We start from the raw sequence: 18,537 nt of genomic DNA, 5'->3' as shown, positions 1-18,537 counted from the left end.
TCGACGATACGGCGCGATGAGGCGCAAACCTCGTCTCACACCGCGGCACTGCGCCGTATTGCGCGGTTCAGCGGTGTGAGCGCCGCGTGCGCTTCACAGCGCCGCATCCGTCAGCGCCGTACCGCCCGCGCCGTGCACGGCGCATTGGCGCAGCTCACGCCGTCGGAGGCCACTCTGCCGCCAGGATGCCGTACACCGCGACGTCCTCGAACCGCTCCCATCGCAGGTACGCCTCGCGGTGGACGCCCTCGAGGCGCATGCCGAGCTTCTGCATCACGCGACCCGACGCCGGGTTGCGGGTGAAGTGCCGCGCCTGCACGCGGTGCAGGCGAAGCGTGTCGAACGCGTACGCCGTCATGGCACGCGCCGCCTCCGTCGCGTAGCCGCGCCCCCACGCGTGCGCGCCGATCCAGTACCCGAGCTCTCCCCGTGCGTGCTCGCGCACGATCGAGATGCCCATCGTGCCGAGCAGCGCGTCGGGCGCCTCGCGCGCGACGATGGCGAGCGTGAGGCCGGCGCCCTCCTCCCATGCGGACGCGTGCGTGCCGATCCACCACGCGCCGCCGCCGGCCGGGTACGGGTGCGGGATGTGGAGCGTCGTGTCGGCCACCTCGCGCGCGCCCGCCAGCCGCTCCACCGCGGCCGCGTCGGACTCGACGAACGGACGCAGGAGCAGGCGCTCGGTGCCGAGCGTGGGCAGCGTCATGGGACGGTCACGAGGATGGATCCGCAGGTCACGCCGCCTTCCGCCTTCGCCAGCTCCTCCGCGGGCACCGGGACCACGCGCACGCCCGCCGCTTCGAGCCGGCGCCGCGTGCGCGCGAAGTGCGCGCCGTGCAGCACGCGTCCGCTCACGAGCAGCGCGTTCGCCGCGAACGGCTCGGCGGGATCGACGGCGAGCGTGCGCAGGCCGAAGACGTCGGCGTCGACCCAGTCGGGATTGACGAGCAGCAGATCGTCGGCGACCGCGGTGACGGCGCTCTTGAGGTGCAGGCAGCCGCGCGTCGCCACGGCGCGTACGTCGTAGCCGAGCGGCGCCGCGTGCGCGCGAAGCTGCGCGGCGCCCTCGGCGCTCGTGCGTCCGCCGACACCGACCCAGATCCGGCGCCCCACGCGCAGCACGTCGCCGCCGTCGAGCGTGGCCGGCGCGTCGATGCGCGCGAGCGGGCGGAGCGTGCCCAACGCGTCGGCCACGGTGTCGATCTCGCCGCGCCGCGACGCCGCACCAGGGCGGGCGAGCACCGCGAGCTCGTCGAGCACCACCGCGGTGTCCTCGACGAACACCGCGTCCGGATGATCGTCGTCGTCCGCCAGGCGGCGCACCTCGCACCGCGCGTCCGCGAGCGCGCGCTCGTACGCCGCGTGCTCGGCTCGCGCGGCCGCGACGTCGATCGGCTCGCGCGCGACGTGCGTCAGCTCGCACTCGGCGATCGTGCGCGGCACCTCGCGCGTGAAGGCGACGACGCGCGCGCTCACGGCCGGCGCCGCACGACCCACGTCGTCATCGACCGCCGGCCGTGGACGAGCGTCGTCTTCAGCGGGTCGAGCAGCTCGCCGCCTAACGCCTCGGTGGCGTCGCGCAGCATGCGCTCGTCCGTGAGGAACCGCTCGCTGCCGTCGGGGAGCGCGAACCGCCCACCGCCGAGCGGACGAAGCTGCCCGTCGAGCCCCGCCCGTCCGGCGACGCGGCAGAACAGCGTGCCGCCCGGCCGCAGCACGCGCCACGTGCCGCGCAGCATGTCGTGGAAGTGCGCCTCGTCGCGCGCGAAGTGCAGCACCGCGCTGCTGATCACGAAGTCGGCGGCGTCGTCGTCGAAGCTCATCGCCTCCACCGGCTCGACGCGGAACGCCCGCTCCGGCGCGAGGTCGGCGTCCGGGGCGAGTCGCGCGGCGAGCCGCCGCACCGCGTCGACCGCGTCCGGGTCGACGTCGGCGCCCGACACGCGGTAGCCCTCGCGCAAGAAGTACACGACGTTGCGCCCCGACCCGCACCCGGCGTCGAGCACCGTCGCGCCGGAGGGCACGCGGCCGCGCAGGAGCTGGTCGAACAGGTAGATGTCGATGTCGCCGAACTGGGCGCGGAGGTCGGTCACGGGGGATCACCGTTCTTCTCTGCGTGCTCTGCGGCCGACGGCGCCTCCAGCGCGAACAGCTTCACCTCGTGCGCGTCGTCGGAGAGCTTCGTCACGCGCTCGAAACGGAAGCCGAGCTTCTCGAGCACGCGGATCGACGCGTCGTTGTCCGGCGACGTGATCGCGAGCAGCCGACCGAGCCCGAGGTCGCGCCGCGCGTGCGCCACCACGGCGGCGGCCGACTCGCGCGCGTAGCCGAGCCCGCGGTGCGCGGGGAGGAACGCGTAGCCGAGGTCCGCGTGCTCCAGCGCGTCGCGCTTCAGCAGACCGCACATTCCCACCGGCATGTCGTCCTCGCGCCGGGCGACGCGATAGAGCCCGAAGCCGTGCTGCTCGTAGCTCGCCGCGGGGCCGCGCTCGACGTAGGCGCGCGCATCGTCGAGCGTGCGCACGCCGCGATCGCCGATGAAGCGCAGGAACGCCGGGTCGTTCAGCAGCTCGAGCAGGAACGGCGCGTCGTCCGCCGTGAGCCGTCGCAGCGCGAGCCGCTCGGTCTCCAGCACGGTCACGCGTCCCCCTCGGCGACGGGCCGCAGCAGCGGCGTGCTCGACTCCGTCGCCCGGGCCGCCTCGCTCGCGCCACGCGCCATGAGCGTCGCGATCGCCATGTCGGCGGTGACGTTCGCCGTCGTGAGGAACATGTCGGGCACGAGATCCACCGCGAGCAGCAGCCCGACGCCCTCGACCGGCAGGCCGAACGCGGAGTAGACCGGCGCGAGCGTGAACAGGCTCGCGCTCGGGATCCCCGGCGTGTACAGGCTGAGCGCCGTGATCGCCGCGGCGACGAGCGCCATCTCCGTCGCGCCGAGCTCCACGCCGTACAGCCGTGCGACGAAGAACGTGCCCGTGATGCGCGCGGTGGGCGTGCCGTACTTGAACATCGATGCCGCCACGGGAAGCACGAGCCCCGCGACGTGCGACGGCACGCCGAGCCCGCGCTGCGCCGTGTCGATCATCACCGGCAGCGCGGCGAACGACGAGCGCGTGCTGAATCCCACCGCCTGCGACGCCGCGCACACGCGCGCGAAGCGGGCGATCGACGTGCCGCCGAGCGCGACGACCGGGTAGAGCGCGACGATGCTCGCGACGAGCAGCGCGCACACGACGACGACGAAGTGTCCGAGCGCACTGGCGAGCCCCACGCCGCCGCGCGCCGCGAGGCCGAGCGCGAGCGCGAACACGCCGATCGGCGCCGCCGCGATGACCCAGCCGACGAGCACGAACATCGCCTCGCCCACCGCCTCGAACAGCCGCGTCGCTCCCTCGCGCGTCGCGTCGGGGAGGCGGCTCAACGCGAGCGCGAACAGCGCCGTGAACACGAGCAGCGGCAGCAGCGCGCCGTCGGCGGCGGCCTTGATCGGGTTCGGCGGCGCGAGCCCCGTGAGCCAGTCGCGGAACGGCGGCAGCGCGGCGGGCGTCGCGGCGGCGCGGTCGCGGATGGCGGCGAGCGCATCGGCGTCGAGGCGCACGCCGGCGAGCAGCGGCGGCGCGGCGAGCAGCGCGAACAGCCCCGCCGCGACGGAGAACAGCGCGAACATGCCTAACGCGCGTCCGCTCGTGCGGCCCACCGCGCCCGACGGCGTTGCCGCGATGCGCGTGATGAGCAGCGACACCACGAGCGGCACGACCGTCATGCGGATCGCGTTCACCCACAGCGTGCCGAGCGGCTCGAGCGCGGCGGCGGCGCGGAGCAGCGTCGGCTCGCGGGCCTGCGCGATGGCGATGCCGATGGCGAGGCCGGCGAGGAGCGCGAGGAGGACGCGCGTGGTGGGCGAGCGGCGGGGCACGCGGGGAAGGTGCGGCGCGGACCGGTCGACGACCAGACGTCGGGTGCGAGGCGAGGACCTCATGGGGGTGAAAGGATCGAAGAGGATCTCGCGATCAGCGAGAGGCGCTCGCTCGCCTCCGATCTCGGGACAGGACTCCGCCCAGTCCGCCCATTAGCTTCGATCGTTGGACCTCACACCCGCATCGTCGTGTCACGCATCGACATACTGACGCTCGCCGCCACGCTCACGGTCGCCGCCCCGCTCGCCGCCCAACCGCGCGCCACAAAGCCCGTGTGGCCCGACGAGGGACCGAGCACGTGGACGCGCCGCTCCACGTCCCCCGACATCTCGGCGAACGATCTCCGCACCCGCCTCTATCAGTTCGCCGACGACTCCATGCTCGGCCGCCGCATCGGCGAGCCGGGGAACTACAAGGGGACCGAGTACATCGCGCGCGAGTTCGCGCGGCTCGGCCTGAAGCCAGCGGGGGAGGGCGGGACGTACTTCCAGGTGCTGCCGTTCGGGCCGGGCGGCTTCGACGTCGCGGCATCGCGGCTCGAGGCGGGCGGCGCGCCGCTCGCGCCGCGCACCGACTGGATCCCGACGGTGCCGACGTCGGCGAACGGTGCCGCGCTCTCGGCCAGCCTCACCGACGTGCCCACCGTGTTCGCGGGCCGGTGGGGCGACACGACGGCGCTCGATCCCGCGCTCGTGCGCGGCAAGGTCGCCGTGTTCCTCGCCGGCAGCACCGAGCGCCCGGCGGCGTCGCCGACGCTCCGCTGCGACTCGGTGGTCGACAAGTTCGGCGCGCAGGCCGCGATCGACGCCGAAGTCGGCGAGGCGCGGCGCGGCGTCGGGCGGTTCGCGCGCACGACGCCGTCGCGCGACCGGCGCGCGCAGGCGGCCGGCGCGGCGGCGGTGCTGCTCGTGAACCTCGACGCGACGTCGCGCGCCACCGTGCGCGGCGCGTTCGCGGACCGCATGGTGATGCGCCCCGAGCCCGGAACGGGCGCCGTGCCGAGCGCGTCGATCTCGCGCGCGGCGGCGGCGCGGCTGTTCGACCGGCCGCTCGACGGCCTAACGGTCGGCACGGCGGGCAAGCCGGTATCGGGGAGCTGGAGCTACGCGTGGAAGATCTCGCCGACGCCGGCGCGCAACGTGATCGCCGTGCTCCCGGGCACCGATCCAGCGCGCGCGGGCGAGTACGTGCTCGTGAGCGCCCACAACGACCACGTCGGCGTGAACGACTTCGCCGTCGACCACGACTCGCTGCGCGCGGTGAACACCGTGACGCGCCGGCAGGGGCAGAACGATCCGGTGTGCCGCCCGACCATGGAGCAGCAGCGGCGCATCGACTCGCTCATCGCGCGCGCGCGGAGGATCCGACCGGCGCGGCGCGACTCCATCAACAACGGCGCCGACGACGACGGCTCGGGCACGGTGGTGCTGCTCGAGATCGCGGAGCGGTTCGCGACCGAGCGGCCGGCGCGCTCCATCGTCTTCGTGTCGCACAACGGCGAGGAGGGCGGGCTGCTCGGCTCGAAGTACTTCACCGATCATCCCACCGTGCCGCTCGCGCAGGTCGTCGCCGCGCACAACATGGACATGGTGGGGAAGGGGCGCGTGGAGCAGGTGAAGTTCGGCGGCCCGAACTCGCTGCAGATGCTCGGCGCGCGCCGCCTGTCGCGCGAGTTCGGCGACATCATCGACTCGGTGAACGCGGTGCGCGCGGAGCCGATGGCGATCGACCGCAGCTGGGAGGTGCCGGCGAACCCGCTGAACCGCTTCTGCCGCAGCGACCAGGTGAACTACGTCAACCACGACGTGCCGGTGACGTACTTCTCGTTAGGCTACGCGCAGGACTACCATCAGGTGACCGACGAGCCGCGGTACATCGACTACGACCACGCGGCGAAGGTGGGCCGCTTCATCCACGACGTGATGCTCGCCATCGCCGACCGCCGCGACCGGCCGGCCATCTCGGGGGCGGATCCGACGATGCCGATGTGCTCCCGGTGAGGACCGCTTTCTTTGCAAGGACCACTGGGGATCCAGCGGCGATGGAAGCGATCTCGAGATCCGTTCCATCGCCGCTGGATCCCCAGTGGTCGCTGCAAAGAAGGGAATCCTCCGCGCCCTCCGCGCCTCCGCGTGAGACCGCTAAGTTCCCCCGTATGGCTACCTCCTCCCCGTACCGATCGCTTCCCGTCGAGCGCCGCGTCGCGCTCGTCGCGCACATGCTGAAGGCGAGCCGCGAGATGCGCGCCGTGTACGTCGACCGCATCGTCTCCAAGGGGCGCGGGTTCCGCGCCGTCACGCTCATGTCGTGGCCCGCCGACAAGCTCGCGCGCGAGGTCGTGCGGCTCGGTGCCGAGAGCGCGCAGGACGAGCTCGACCTGCTGCACCTGCTCTACGTCGAGGTCGAGCCGGCGATCCAGGCGACGTTCCTCGACGCCGCCGGCGTGAAGCACGAGAACGGCCGCATGGCCGAGGAGCTGGAGCCGCCGTACGCCGACGCCGAGGCCGTTCGACGCGGCGCGGCGGCGGTGCGCGAGCGGCACGGCGAGGAGGGCGCGCGCTACCTGCGCACGCTCGCCCGCTATGCGCGCGAGGGGTGGCCCGGGATCGAGGACGTCGTCACCGAGCTGGACGCGCCCGCGGGCGCGTGAGGAGCGCGCATGAGCGTGGCGGCCGGCCGCGAAGCGTTCGAGCGGGGCGCATGGGCCACCGCGTACGGCGCGTTCACGGCCGCCGACCGCGACACGCCGCTCGCGCCTAACGACATCGAGCGGCTCGCCGTCGCCGCGCGCCTCGTCGAGCGCGACGCCGAGGCGGTGGCGCTCATGGAGCGCGCGCACGGCGAGTACCTGAGCGCCGGCGACGTGGAGGGCGCGGCGCGCACGGCGTTCTGGATCGGTTTCACCCTCCTGTTCCAGGGCGAGGGCGCGCGCAGCAGCGGATGGCTCGGCCGCGCCGCGCGGCTGCTCGACGACGCGGCGCTCGACTCGGTCGTGCGCGGCCATCTGCGTATGGCGGCGGCGATCCGCTGCATCGGCGCGCGCCAGCTCGATGACGCGCTCGCCGCGTTCCGGGAGGCCGCGGCGATCGGCGCGCGGTTCGGCGATTCCACGCTCGTGTCGTTCTCGCGCATGGGCGAGGGACGCGTGCTGATCAAGCAGGGACAGATCCCGTTCGGCGTCGCGCTACTCGACGAGGTCATGGTCGGCGCGACGGCGGGCGAGATCGCGCCGCCGTCGATGGGCGACCTGTACTGCGCGGTGCTCGACGCCTGCCACGAGATCGTCGACCTGCGCCGCGCGCAGGAGTGGACCGACGCGCTCGACGCGTGGTGCGCGTCGCATCCCGAGCTCGTCGCGCACCGCGGCGAGTGTCTCGTGCATCGCGCCGAGGTGCTGCAGATCCACGGCGCGTGGCCGGTCGCGCTCGAGGAGGCCCGGCGCGCGTGCGCGCGGCTCGCCGACCGTCCGGGACGCCGCCTCGCCGGCAGCGCGTACTACCGGCGCGCGGAGCTGCACCGGCTGCGCGGCGAGTTCGCGGAGGCGGAGGCGGCCTACCGCGAGGCGAGCACGTTCGGCGTGAGCCCGCAGCCGGGGTTCGCGCTGCTCCGTCTCATGCAGGGGCAGCCCGACGCCGCCGCGGCCGCCATCCGCGGCACGATGACCGAGGCGCGCCCGAATCCGACCCGCGCGCGCGTGCTCGCGGCGTGCGTGGAGATCCTGCTCGCCACGCACGACGTCGACGCGGCGCGTGGCGCGGCGTCGGAGCTCGCGGAGCTCGCGTGCCGGCTCGACGCGCCGTACCTCCTCGCGCTCGCCGACCAGGCGGCTGGCGCGGTGTGCCTCGCCGACGGCGACGCGGAGGCCGCGCTCGCCGCGCTCCGGCGGGCGCGCGCACGGTGGCGCGAGCTCGATGCCCCGTACGACGCGGCGCGCGCCGCCGAGCTGCTCGCCACCGCGCTCGCCACCCTCGGCGACGACGACACCGCGGCGCTCGAGCGGGACGCGGCCCGCGCGCTCTTCCGCCAGCTCGGCGCGACGGCCGACCTCGCGCGGCTGGATCAACGGCAGCCGGGGGTGCCGCTCACGTCGCGTGAGCTGGAGGTGCTGCGGCTCGTGGCCACGGGGAAGACGAACCGCGCGATCGCCGAGGCGCTCGCCATCAGCGAGAAGACCGTCGCCCGGCACGTGGCGAACATCTTCCTCAAGCTCTCGCTCTCCACGCGCGCCGCCGCCACGGCGTACGCGTACACGCACGCGCTGCTGTAGCCCCGTAGCCGCCCTACACAGAATTACCCACGCCGCGCCGTGGGTGCCGTGCACACTTCGGTCGACGCGCGTCCCGGCCGCCGGCCGTACCATGTTCCTCGTCGTGTGTCGTCGAACTCTTCGTGGAGGTCGCCACATGCAGGACATACCGGGAGTGCAGGGCATCCAGGCGTCGCAGCGCGTCCAAACCGTGATCATCGGCGCCGGACAGGCGGGGCTGTCGGTCGGTCATCACCTCGCGCGGCGCGGGCGCGAGTTCGTGATCCTGGACGCGGGCGCGCGCGTGGGGGACGCGTGGCGCAACCGCTGGGACTCGCTGCGGCTGTTCACCCCCGCGAAGTACACGTCGCTCGACGGGCTGCCGTTCCCGCTGCCGCCTAACGTCTTCCCGACGAAGGACGAGATGGCGGACTACCTCGAGGGCTACGCCGCGCACTTCCGCCTGCCCGTGCGCACCGGCGCGCGCGTCGACCGCGTGGAGCGCGACGGCGCGACGTATCGCGTGTGGACCGGCGGGCAGTGCATCGAGGCGGCGCACGTCGTGGTGGCGACGGCGAGCTACCAGCGTCCCCGCGTGCCGGCGTTCGCCGCGGAGCTGGATGCGTCGCTCATGCAGCTGCACTCCTCCGACTACCGCAATCCGTCGCAGCTCGCCGACGGCGGCGTGCTCGTCGTCGGCGCGGGGAACTCGGGAGCGGAGATCGCGCTCGAGGCGGCGCGCGCCGGGCACCCGACGTGGCTCGCCGGACGCCACCCGGGGCACGTGCCGTGGCGCATCGACGGCCGGCTCGCGCTCACGCTGCTCTCGCCGCTGCTGCTGCGCGTGTTCTTCCACCGCGTGCTCACCGAGCGCACGCCGATGGGACGCCGCATGCGCGCGTCGACGCACGGCCGCGGCACGCCGCTCGTGCGCACGAAGCCGCGCGACCTCGACGCCGTCGGCGTGCAGCGCGTGCCGCGCGTGGCCGGCGCGCGCGACGGACGGCCCGTGCTCGGCGACGGCCGCGCGCTCGACGTGCGCACCGTGGTGTGGTCCACCGGCTTCGAGCCGAGCTTCGCGTGGCTGCACCTGCCGGTGTTCGACGAGGACGGGGAACCGGTGCACGCGCGGGGCGTGGCCGTGGGCGAGCCGGGGCTCTACTTCGTCGGCATGCACTTCCAGTACGCCGTGTCGTCGTCGATGGTGCACGGCGTGGGTCGCGACGCGGCGTACGTGGCGGACGTGATCGCGAGCCGGGCCGGCGAGACGCGGTACGTGGCGCCGCCGTTGGCGGAGGCGATGTCGGCTTGAATCGACCGCAGAGGACGCAGAGGGCCGCAGAGAACACCATTCTCTCTTCTTTTTAACCACAGCGGACACGGAGGACACGGAGGAGATCCCTTCAGTTGGGGTCCTCTGTGTCCTCTGCGCCCTCTGTGGTTCAAACCAAGAAGAGGCAGTCCTCTGCGGCCCTCTGCGTCCTCTGCGGTTCGATTTAGAGGCATGGCACGATGCTGGCGACCCGGCCGGCCATGACCGACAACGGCCAGTCCGGCTTCGTGCACGTGCGCGGGGCCCGCGTGCACAATCTCAAGAGCGTCGACGTCGAGATCCCGCGCGACGCGCTCGTCGTGTTCACCGGCGTGTCCGGCTCGGGGAAGTCGTCGCTCGCGTTCGGCACGCTCTACGCCGAGGCCCAGCGGCGGTACCTCGAGTCGGTGGCGCCGTACGCGCGGCGGCTGTTCGACCAGATGGGCGTCCCCGAGGTCGACGCGATCGACGGGCTGCCGCCGGCCGTCGCGCTCCAGCAGCAGCGCGGCGCGCCGACGTCGCGCTCCAGCGTGGGGAGCGTCACCACGCTGTCGAACCTGCTCCGCATGCTGTACTCGCGCGGCGGCGACTACCCGCCCGGGCAGGACATCGTCTACGCCGAAGGGTTCTCGCCGAACACGCCGCAGGGCGCATGCCCGAACTGCCACGGGCTCGGGCGCGTGTACGAGGTCACGGAGCAGTCGATGGTGCCCGACGACTCGCTCACCATCCGCGATCGCGCGATCGCCGCGTGGCCGCCGGCGTGGCACGGCCAGAACCTGCGCGACATCCTCATCACGCTGGGCTACGACGTGGACACGCCGTGGCGCGACCTGCCGAAGAAGGATCGCCAGTGGATCCTCTTCACCGATGAGCAGCCGCAGGTGCCCGTGTACCCCGGGTACACCCACGACGAGGTCCGGCGCGCGATCCGCAAGAAGGAGCCGCCGGCGTACATGGGGACGTTCACGAGCGCGAAGCGCTTCGTGCTGCACACGTTCGCGACGACGGAGAGCGCGATGGTGCGTCGCCGCGTGGCGCGCTACATGGTGAGCACCGAGTGCCCGGTGTGCGGCGGCAAGCGGCTCAAGCGCGAGGCGCTGTCGGTGACGTTCGCGGGGCTCGACATCGCGGAGATGTCGCGGCTGCCGATGAAGCGGCTGGCCGAGATCATGAAGCCCGTCGCGGACGGCAAATCGTTAGGCAAGCGCGCGACCGCCGAGCATCCCGAGCAGGCCATGGTGCGGCAGCGCATCGCACAGGACCTCTGCGGGCGCCTGCACGTCCTGCTCGATCTCGGACTCGGCTACCTCGCACTCGACCGCAGCACGCCGACGATGTCGCCGGGCGAGCTGCAGCGGCTGCGGCTCGCGACGCAGGTCCGCTCGAACCTGTTCGGCGTGGTCTACGTGCTCGACGAGCCGAGCGCGGGGCTGCACCCCGCCGACACCGAGGCGCTGCTGCGCGCGCTGGACAGGCTGAAGGCGAGCGGCAACACGCTGTTCGTCGTCGAGCACGAGCTCGACGTCGTGCGTCGCGCGGACTGGATCGTCGACGTCGGCCCGGCCGCGGGGGAGCTCGGCGGCCGCGTGCTGTACAGCGGGCCGCCGGCGGGGCTCGAGCGGGTGAGGGAGTCGCACACGCGCCGCTGGCTGTTCGACGGCGGACGCCCCGCGCCGCGCACGCCGCGGGTGCCTAACGGATGGCTGAGGCTCGCCGACGTCACCCGCAACAACCTGCACGGCCTCGACGTCGCGTTCCCGGTGGGCGCGCTGACGACGGTCACCGGCGTGTCCGGCTCCGGCAAGTCGACGCTCGTGTCGCAGGCGCTCGTCGAGCTCGTGGCGGAGGAGCTGGGCCACGAGATCGCCGACGAGGCCGAGGGCGAGCCGCCGTCGCTCGAGGACGTGGCACCCGCGCCGTTGGGCGGCCACGTCGTCGGCGGCACGGCCGGCGTGCGGCGCCTCGTGCCGGTGGACCAGAAGCCGATCGGCCGCACGCCGCGCTCGAACCTCGCGACCTACACCGGGCTGTTCGACCACGTGCGCAAGCTGTTCGCGGCGACGAAGACGGCGCGGGCGCGCAAGTACGACGCGGGCCGCTTCTCGTTCAACGTCGCGAAGGGGCGCTGCGAGAACTGCGAGGGCGAGGGCTTCGTGTCGGTGGAGCTGCTGTTCCTGCCGAGCGTGTACGCGCCCTGCCCGGTGTGCCACGGCGCGCGCTACAACGCGAAGACGCTCGAGATCACGTACCGCGGCAGGAACGTCGCGGAGGTGCTCGGCATGACGGTCGACGCGGCCCGCGACTTCTTCGCCGACGACCCACCGGTGTGCCGCTCGCTCGACGTGCTCCGCGAGGTGGGGCTTGGTTACCTGCGGTTGGGCCAGCCCGCGACCGAGCTGTCCGGCGGCGAGGCGCAGCGCATCAAGCTGGCGACCGAGCTGCAGCGCGCCACGCGCGGCAACACGCTCTACGTCCTCGACGAGCCGACCACCGGGCTGCACCCGTCCGACGTCGAGAAGCTGCTCACACAGCTCGAGCGGCTCGTCGACGCGGGGAACACCGTGATCGTCGTCGAGCACGACATGCACGTCATCGCGCGCTCCGACTGGGTGATCGACATCGGCCCAGGCGCCGGCGACGAAGGCGGCCGCGTCGTCGCCGCGGGCCCGCCGGCCGAGGTGGCACGGTCGAAGGCGAGTCGCACGGCGCCCTATCTCGCGCGCGAGCTGGGCTGAGCTCACGCGGAGGCGCGGAGAACGCGGAGAAACCAACACGAGTGTGTTGCAGTTCTCCGCGTTCTCCGCGCCTCCGTGTGAGAATGCAGTCCCCTACGACCCGCCTAACGCACGGTACACCGTCACCAGCTTCGTCGACGCATCCGCGAGGCCGACCGCGCGCCGGTTCTGCGCCTCCAGCAGCGTGCGCTCGGCGTCGAGGACCTGCAGGAAGTCGGACGCGCCCTCGGTGAAGCGCAGGCGCGCCAGCTCGGCGGCCTTCGCGCTCGCCGTCGCGGCGGCGTCGAGCTGCGCGAGCCGCTCGCGCGCCTTGCGGTACGCGGTGAGCGCGGTCTCCACCTCGCCGGTCGCGCGCAGCACGGCGCCCTCGTACTCCGCCTTCGCCTCCTCCTCGTCCGCCCGCGCCGCGTCGACGCCCGCGCGCACGCGGCCGAGGTCGAGCGCCGGCCACGAGATCACCGGGCCGATCGCGAACCGCGGCGTGCCGGTGTTTCCGAGCGTGCCCAACCCGGAGCTGGTGTAGCCGCTCGCGCCCCCGATCGACAGACGCGGCAGGTACTCGGCACGCGCGGCGCCGACGAACGCAGACCGCGCGGCCACCTGCTGCTCGGCGCTTCGCACGTCCGGCCGCCGATTCACGACCGCACGCACGAGCGAGTCCGTGCGCTCGACGCCGACGTTCGCCGGCAGCGTCACCGATGCCGTGGCGTCGCCGATCGCGAGCGTCGACGCGTCGCGCGCCGTCAGCACGCCGAGTCGATAGCGCGCCGCGTCGACCGCCGCCTCGAGCGTCGGGACCTCGGCCAGCGTCGTCGCGAGCTGCGCGCGTGCGCGCTCGGTGTCGAGCTCCGTGCCGCGGCCGCCCTCCAGTCGCTGCACCGTGAGATCGAGCGTGCCGCGCTGGTTCTCCGCGTTGCGCCGCGCGACCGCGAGCCGGTCCTGCGCGCCGCGCAGGTCGAAGTACGCGTCGGCCACCTCCGCGGTGAGCAGCACGCGCACGTCGCGCAGGTCTTCACCGGCCGCGTCGGCGAGCGCGGTGCGCGCACGCACCGCGCGCCGCACGCGGCCGAACACGTCCACCTCCCAGCTCATGCGCAGTCCGGCGTCCCACAGCTCCTGCTCGGGGAGCGAGCCGCGCGAGCCGGGGAACGACGGGCTGGCGAGCCGCTGCCGCGTGTAGCCGGCGCTCGCCGTCACCGTCGGCGCGAAGTCGAACGTCGCGGCGGTGCGGGCGGCGCGCGCGCCGCGCACACGGGCGGCAGCGGCGCGCACGTCGCGGCTCGCGGCGAGCGCGTCGTTCATCAGCCGCTCGAGCGTCGTGTCGCGCACGGAAGTCCAGAACGCGATCGGCGAGCGCTCGGCGCCCCCCGTGGGGGCCTGTGCCGGGGCGACGGCGGCGCCCAGCAGCAGGGCGCCGCCTAACAGAAGTCGGATGCGGGGTGTCATGACAGCGCCACCTCGGGCGCGAACGGCTGCGGCGTGGGAACGGCCACGGGCGCGAGCGCCTCCGCGCGCCGATGGTCCGCGGCGATGAGCGAGTAGAACACCGGGACGACGAACAGCGTGAACACCGTGCCGACCACCATGCCCGTCACGAGCACCATGCCGATGCTGTTACGCGCCTGCGAGCCGGGACCCGTCACGAACACCAGCGGCAGGTGCCCGAACACCGTGGCGACGGTCGTCATGAGCACGGGCCGGAGCCGCGTGAGCGACGCCTCGCGAAGCGCGGCGAGCTTCTCCGCGCCCTGCGCCTGCAGCTTGTTCGCGAACTCCACGATGAGGATGCCGTTCTTCGCGATCAGCCCGACGAGCGTGATCAGCCCCACCTGCGAGTAGATGTTGATCGTCGTCAGACCGAGATAGCTGAACACGAGCGCACCGGAGATCGCGAGCGGCACGGAGCCCAGGAGCACGATCAGCGGATCACGGAAGCTCTGGAACTGCGCCGCGAGCACCAGGTAGATCAGCACGACCGCGAAGCCGAGCGACGCGGTGAGCGCGGCACTCTCGCGGCGGATCTGCCGCGACTCGCCGGCGTAGTCGAGGATGACGCCGCCGTTAGGCCCGCTGGCCTTGCGCGCCGCGTCCTCCAGCACGCGCAGCCCTTCCTCCTTCGTCACGCCGGGCTTCACGCCGCCGAACACGCGCACGGCGTTGCGCTGCTGGAACCGCTCCAGCGTGCGCGGCGCGGCCGCCGTCTCGATGCGCGTGAAGCTCGACACCGGCACGAGCCGCCCGTCGGGCGTCTTGATCTTGAGGTCGAGCAGCGGGGCGACGGTCGCGCGGTTCTCCTCGCCGAGCTGCGGGATGACCTTGTAGCTCCGCTCGAAGAAGTTGAAGCGATTCACGTAGCCGCCGCCGAGCATCGTGCCGAGCTCCCGGCCCACCGACGCGAGGTCGAGGCCGAGGTCCGCCACCGCGTCGCGGTCGATGACGACGCGCGCCTCCGGCAGGTCGATCTTCAGGTCCGTGTCGACGTACAGGAACTTGCCACTCTGCCAGCCGGCACCGACCACCGCGCCCACCGTCTCCAGCATCTGCTCCGGCGGCGCGTCGCTCTGCAGCACCAGCTCCACGTCGTACTGCCCGGGCGTCGGCAGCGGCGGATCGAGGCGCGGGAAGACGCGCAGCCCCGGCACCTGCGACACCGCGCCGTACACCTGCCCGTACAGCTCCGCCGTCGTGCGGCTCCGCTCCTTCCAGTTCTTCGCCTTCATGCCGCCGAACGCGCCCCAGTTCGCGGTCAGCGACCACATGAACTCCGTCTCCGGGAACTTCGTGATCGCGTCGACCACCTGCAGCGACGCGCGGTTGCTCGCGGCGAGCGACGCGTCGGGCGACGCCTGCATGAACAGGCTGATGTGGCTCTGGTCCTCCACCGGCGCGAGCTCGCGCTTGGAGTACGTGTAGAGCGGCACCGCCGCGGCCATCACCAGCACCGCCGCGGCCACCACCGCGGGACGGATCTGCAGCGCCGCGTCGAGCGCGCGCGCGTAGCGGTCACGCACCGCGTCGAACGCGCGGTTCACGAGACGCGTGAGCCGCCCCTCCTCGCCGTGCTCGTGCACGAAGCGCGAGCTCATGACCGGCGACAGCGTCACCGCGACGATGCCCGACAGCACGACGGCCGCGGCGAGCGTGATCGCGAACTCGAGGAACAGCGAGCCCGTGAGGCCGCCCTGGAAGCCGATCGGCGTGTACACCGCGGCGAGCGTGATCGTCATGGCGATGATCGGGCCCACCAGCTCGCGCGCGCCGATCAGCGCCGCCTCGATGCGCGTCTTCCCGAGCCGCACGTGTCGCTCGACGTTCTCCACCACCACGATCGCGTCGTCGACGACGAGGCCCACCGACAGCACGATCGCGAGGATCGTCAGCAGGTTGAGGCTGAAGCCGAACGCGTACATCACCGCCGCGGATCCGACGAGCGAGATCGGCATCGCGACGAGCGGCACGAGCGCCGTGCGGATCGATCCCATGAACAGGAACACCACCAGGCCGACGATGAGCACCGTCTCGGTCAGCGTCTTCGTGATCTCCTCGAGCGCGTCCTCCATGAACGTCGTCGCGTCGTACGCGAGGTGCATGTCGATGTCCGGCGGCAGCGTCGGACGCAGCCGGTCCATCTCGGCGCGCAGCCGGTGCGCGACCTCGATCTCGTTCACGCCGACGAGCGGCCACACGCCGAGGTACACGGCCTCCTTGCCGTTGTACTTCGCGACCATGTCGGCCTCCTCGGCTCCGAGCTCGACGCGCGCCACGTCGCGCAGCCGCACGACGGCGCCGCCGCGATCGGCGACGATGAGGTCCTTGAACTCCTCGGCCGAGCGCAGGTCGGTGTTCGCGAGCAGGTTCACCTGCACCAGGTCGCCCTTCGTCTGGCCGACCGCGGCGAGGTAGTTGTTGCGGCGCAGCGCGGCCTGCACGTCGCCCGGCGCGAGGTTCAGCGCGGCGAGCTTGTCGGGGTCGATCCACACGCGCATCGCGATCTGCCGGCCGCCCTCGACCGTCACGCGCTGGATGCCGGGCAGCGTGGAGAGCTGCGGCTGCAGCGTGCGGGTGAGCCAGTCGGTGATCGCGGGGATGTCGCGCTTGCTCGACGAGAAGCTGAGATAGAACGACGCGTACGGCCGGTCGGCGCGCTGCACCTCCACGGCCGGCGGCTCCGCGTCGCCCGGCAGCTCCGAGCGCACCTGCTGCAGGCGCGCCGTCACCTCGGCCAGCGCGGCGGTGCTGCTGTGGTTCAGCTTGAGGTGCACGGTGATCGTGCTGATGCCGGCGCGGCTCGTCGACTCGATGTGGTCGACGCCCGCGATGGCGGACACCGCGCGCTCGATCGGCGTCGTGAGGAAGCCGCGCACGGTCTCGGCGCTCGCGCCGTAATAGACCGTGCGGATGACGACGGACGAGCTCTCGATCTTCGGGTACTGCTGCACCGCCAGCGTCGTCACGGCCCGCCAGCCCACGAGGGCGATGACGAGGTTCACGACGATCGCGAGGACGGGGTGCTTGATGAAGACGTCGGTGAAGGAGCGCATGAGTGGTCTCCGGCTCACCGCGCGGCGGTGTGGTTGCCGTTAGGCGTCGACGGCGCGAGCGCGACGAGCGCCGCCTCGCGCAGCTTGAAGGAGCCCGACGCCGCCACGCGCTCGCCGGCCTGCAGCCCGTCGACGATGACGATCTCGTCGCCGAGCACCGGACCGCTCGTGACCTGGCGGACGTGGGCGCGAGTCTTCCCGTCCTTCTCCTGCGTGAGCACGAAGACGTGGTCGCCCGCGGGGCCCTTGCGGAGCGCGCTCGCCGGCACGACGACCGCGCGCTCGGAGGCGCCGACCGGCACCTCGACGCGCACCGACGCGCCGGGCGCGATCGCCTGACGCGGATCCGCGATGCGCGCGCGCACCATCGCGGTGCGCGTGGCCGGATCGACGCGCGCGTCGACGGCGACGATGGTGGCGCCTAACGGTGCCGAGTCGGCGGCGACGATGCGCACCGCCTGACCGGCGTGGAGCCCGGCGGCGACGGCTTGCGCGACGGAGAAGTCGACGTTCTCCGCCTCGTCGACGCCCTGGAGCGTGGTGAGCGGCGTGCCGGCCTCGAGGAACTGGCCGATGTGCACGTCGGCGATGCCGACGCGCGCGCGGAACGGCGCGCGGATCGTCTTGCGGGCGATGATCGCCTTCGTGCGCGCGATCTGGGCGAGCGCGACGTCACGCTCGGCCCGCGCGTTGTCGACCTCGATGGCCGACGCGGCCCTGCGCTCGGCCATGCGCTGCATGCGGTCGAGCGTGGTCTGGGCGAGCTGCGCCTGCGCTTCCTGGGCGCGCAGCTCGGCCTCCTCGACGGAGACGTCGAGCGCGACGAGCACCGTGCCCGGCCCCACGATGCGGCCCGGCGTGAGCTGCTCGTAGCGGACCGTGCCCGCGAGCTCGTTGCGGAGGCTGATGGAGCGGAGGGCGAGCACGGTGCCGATCGCGGTGGTGGTCGGGCGGTGCTCGCGCTCCCCGGCGACCGCGGCGGCGACGACTTCGGCGGGCTCGGGCTGTTGGGCGGCGGCGGCGTTCGCCTCGCGGGCGGCGGCGCTCTTCCACGCGGCGAGGAGCGCCCCGGTGCCGGCGACGGTCGCGAGCAGGGCCACGGATCCGACCAGTCGGCGGCGCGCGTGGTGACGAGGGGCGGGAGAATCGGGAGCTGCCATGGGGTCCTCCGCGGCGCGCGGCGCCGGGCGTGGAGATTCAGATGATTACACCGTCATACAACCATCGAACGACCGGATGGTACGATCGGCCGAACGGGGCGGCATGAGTCGAATGAACCATACGACGGTCATACAACCATCAAACATCCGGCCCGACCACTCGGCCGAACGGGTGATGGCGTGCGCCTGCGGCTGCTGCTCCTCTCCCTCTCCCTGCGTCGCTACGCGCCCGCCGCGGACACCGCCACGCGCCGCAGCAGCTCGGCCGAGTAGGCCTGGACGACTTCGCGGCAGACGCGGTAGCTGACGTACTGCCCCTCGCGCTCCGGCTCCACCAGCCCGGCCTGCACCAGCTCCTTCAGGTGGTGCGAGATGGTCGCCTTCGAGACCGGGAACCGCTGGCAGAGCGCCTGGTTCGGGCACTCCCCCCCGCCGATCGTCTCGAGCATCGCGAAGCGCCGCGGGTCGGCGAGCGCCTTCGCGATGCGCTCGAACTGCCCGGGCGCGAGCTGGCCGGTGGTGGTCTGCGGCGTGTACATGGTTTTATGACTATCGAACTGTCGACGGGACGTCAATGGGGTCGGAGGCGGTCGCATCGACCGGCTCCGACCCCATCGTACC

Annotated in this window: 14 protein-coding genes; 5 read left to right on the top strand and 9 right to left on the bottom strand. The window is 73.0% G+C overall.

Annotation, left to right across the window (positions count from 1 at the left end; translation table 11 throughout):
- Positions 1-154 precede the first annotated feature (154 nt).
- Genes J421_RS03440 through J421_RS03420 form a run of 5 tightly spaced genes read right to left on the bottom strand, consistent with a single transcriptional unit; the run spans position 155 to position 3,918 of the window.
- Positions 155-706, bottom strand: coding sequence for a GNAT family N-acetyltransferase (locus tag J421_RS03440; RefSeq protein ID WP_025409770.1), 552 nt, complete (start codon positions 704-706; stop codon positions 155-157).
- Positions 703-1,476, bottom strand: coding sequence for a dimethylarginine dimethylaminohydrolase family protein (locus J421_RS03435; RefSeq protein ID WP_104023010.1), 774 nt, complete (start codon positions 1,474-1,476; stop codon positions 703-705). Before J421_RS03435 ends, J421_RS03440 begins: the two co-directional genes overlap by 4 nt.
- Entirely contained in the window at positions 1,473-2,093 is a 621-nt protein-coding gene (locus tag J421_RS03430; RefSeq protein WP_025409768.1) for a class I SAM-dependent methyltransferase, read from the bottom strand. The genes J421_RS03435 and J421_RS03430 overlap by 4 nt, the downstream gene beginning before the upstream one ends.
- Positions 2,090-2,641 carry a GNAT family N-acetyltransferase gene (locus tag J421_RS03425; protein WP_025409767.1) on the bottom strand — a complete coding sequence of 184 codons (552 nt, stop codon included), beginning with the start codon at positions 2,639-2,641 and terminating at the stop codon, positions 2,090-2,092. Before J421_RS03425 ends, J421_RS03430 begins: the two co-directional genes overlap by 4 nt.
- The gene (locus J421_RS03420; protein ID WP_025409766.1) at positions 2,638-3,918 is read right to left on the bottom strand and encodes a dicarboxylate/amino acid:cation symporter; all 1,281 of its coding nucleotides are present in this window, start codon (positions 3,916-3,918) and stop codon (positions 2,638-2,640) included. The genes J421_RS03425 and J421_RS03420 overlap by 4 nt, the downstream gene beginning before the upstream one ends.
- A 189-nt stretch (positions 3,919-4,107) precedes the next feature.
- On the opposite strand from J421_RS03420, the gene J421_RS03415 reads away from it, so the two are divergent.
- The 5 genes from J421_RS03415 (at position 4,108) to J421_RS03395 (ending at position 12,215) form a co-directional block, all read left to right on the top strand.
- On the top strand, positions 4,108-5,919 hold the full coding sequence (locus tag J421_RS03415) for a M28 family metallopeptidase (RefSeq protein ID WP_025409765.1): 1,812 nt from the start codon (positions 4,108-4,110) through the stop codon (positions 5,917-5,919).
- Between the two features lie 155 nt (positions 5,920-6,074).
- Positions 6,075-6,569, top strand: coding sequence for a hypothetical protein (locus J421_RS03410; RefSeq protein ID WP_025409764.1), 495 nt, complete (start codon positions 6,075-6,077; stop codon positions 6,567-6,569).
- Between the two features lie 9 nt (positions 6,570-6,578).
- Positions 6,579-8,186, top strand: coding sequence for a helix-turn-helix transcriptional regulator (locus J421_RS33805; RefSeq protein ID WP_104022200.1), 1,608 nt, complete (start codon positions 6,579-6,581; stop codon positions 8,184-8,186).
- A gap of 136 nt (positions 8,187-8,322) precedes the next feature.
- Positions 8,323-9,477 carry a flavin-containing monooxygenase gene (locus J421_RS03400; protein ID WP_104022199.1) on the top strand — a complete coding sequence of 385 codons (1,155 nt, stop codon included), beginning with the start codon at positions 8,323-8,325 and terminating at the stop codon, positions 9,475-9,477.
- Positions 9,478-9,677: 200 nt separating this feature from the next.
- A complete protein-coding gene (locus tag J421_RS03395; RefSeq protein ID WP_025409761.1) occupies positions 9,678-12,215 on the top strand; it encodes an excinuclease ABC subunit UvrA in 2,538 nt (845 codons plus the stop codon).
- Between the two features lie 93 nt (positions 12,216-12,308).
- Here the strand turns inward: J421_RS03395 and J421_RS03390 are convergent, their stop codons facing one another.
- The 4 genes from J421_RS03390 to J421_RS03375 form a co-directional block, all read right to left on the bottom strand.
- Positions 12,309-13,661 (bottom strand): efflux transporter outer membrane subunit, encoded by a 1,353-nt coding sequence (locus J421_RS03390; protein WP_025409760.1) that lies wholly within the window; start codon positions 13,659-13,661, stop codon positions 12,309-12,311.
- Positions 13,658-16,756: an efflux RND transporter permease subunit gene (locus J421_RS03385; protein ID WP_025409759.1), complete on the bottom strand. Its 3,099-nt coding sequence runs from the start codon at positions 16,754-16,756 to the stop codon at positions 13,658-13,660. The genes J421_RS03390 and J421_RS03385 overlap by 4 nt, the downstream gene beginning before the upstream one ends.
- Before the next feature lie 14 nt (positions 16,757-16,770).
- Positions 16,771-17,856 carry an efflux RND transporter periplasmic adaptor subunit gene (locus tag J421_RS03380; protein WP_025409758.1) on the bottom strand — a complete coding sequence of 362 codons (1,086 nt, stop codon included), beginning with the start codon at positions 17,854-17,856 and terminating at the stop codon, positions 16,771-16,773.
- 281 nt (positions 17,857-18,137) lie between these two features.
- Complete coding sequence (locus J421_RS03375; protein WP_025409757.1) at positions 18,138-18,455, bottom strand: ArsR/SmtB family transcription factor; 318 nt, start codon at positions 18,453-18,455, stop codon at positions 18,138-18,140.
- Positions 18,456-18,537: the final 82 nt, after the last annotated feature.

Source organism: Gemmatirosa kalamazoonensis, from assembly GCF_000522985.1.
Taxonomy (GTDB): Bacteria; Gemmatimonadota; Gemmatimonadetes; order Gemmatimonadales; family Gemmatimonadaceae; genus Gemmatirosa; species Gemmatirosa kalamazoonensis.
Note: the sequence above shows the minus strand (reverse complement) of the source record. Positions and strands in the feature narration are given on the sequence as shown.

Coding starts and splice junctions, on each gene's coding strand:
- J421_RS03375 (WP_025409757.1), bottom strand. CDS start 18,455: ATGTACACGCCGCAGACCACCACCGGCCAGCTCGCGCCCGGGCAGTTC.
- J421_RS03400 (WP_104022199.1), top strand. CDS start 8,323: ATGCAGGACATACCGGGAGTGCAGGGCATCCAGGCGTCGCAGCGCGTC.
- J421_RS03390 (WP_025409760.1), bottom strand. CDS start 13,661: ATGACACCCCGCATCCGACTTCTGTTAGGCGGCGCCCTGCTGCTGGGC.
- J421_RS03385 (WP_025409759.1), bottom strand. CDS start 16,756: ATGCGCTCCTTCACCGACGTCTTCATCAAGCACCCCGTCCTCGCGATC.
- J421_RS33805 (WP_104022200.1), top strand. CDS start 6,579: ATGAGCGTGGCGGCCGGCCGCGAAGCGTTCGAGCGGGGCGCATGGGCC.
- J421_RS03410 (WP_025409764.1), top strand. CDS start 6,075: ATGGCTACCTCCTCCCCGTACCGATCGCTTCCCGTCGAGCGCCGCGTC.
- J421_RS03440 (WP_025409770.1), bottom strand. CDS start 706: ATGACGCTGCCCACGCTCGGCACCGAGCGCCTGCTCCTGCGTCCGTTC.
- J421_RS03395 (WP_025409761.1), top strand. CDS start 9,678: ATGCTGGCGACCCGGCCGGCCATGACCGACAACGGCCAGTCCGGCTTC.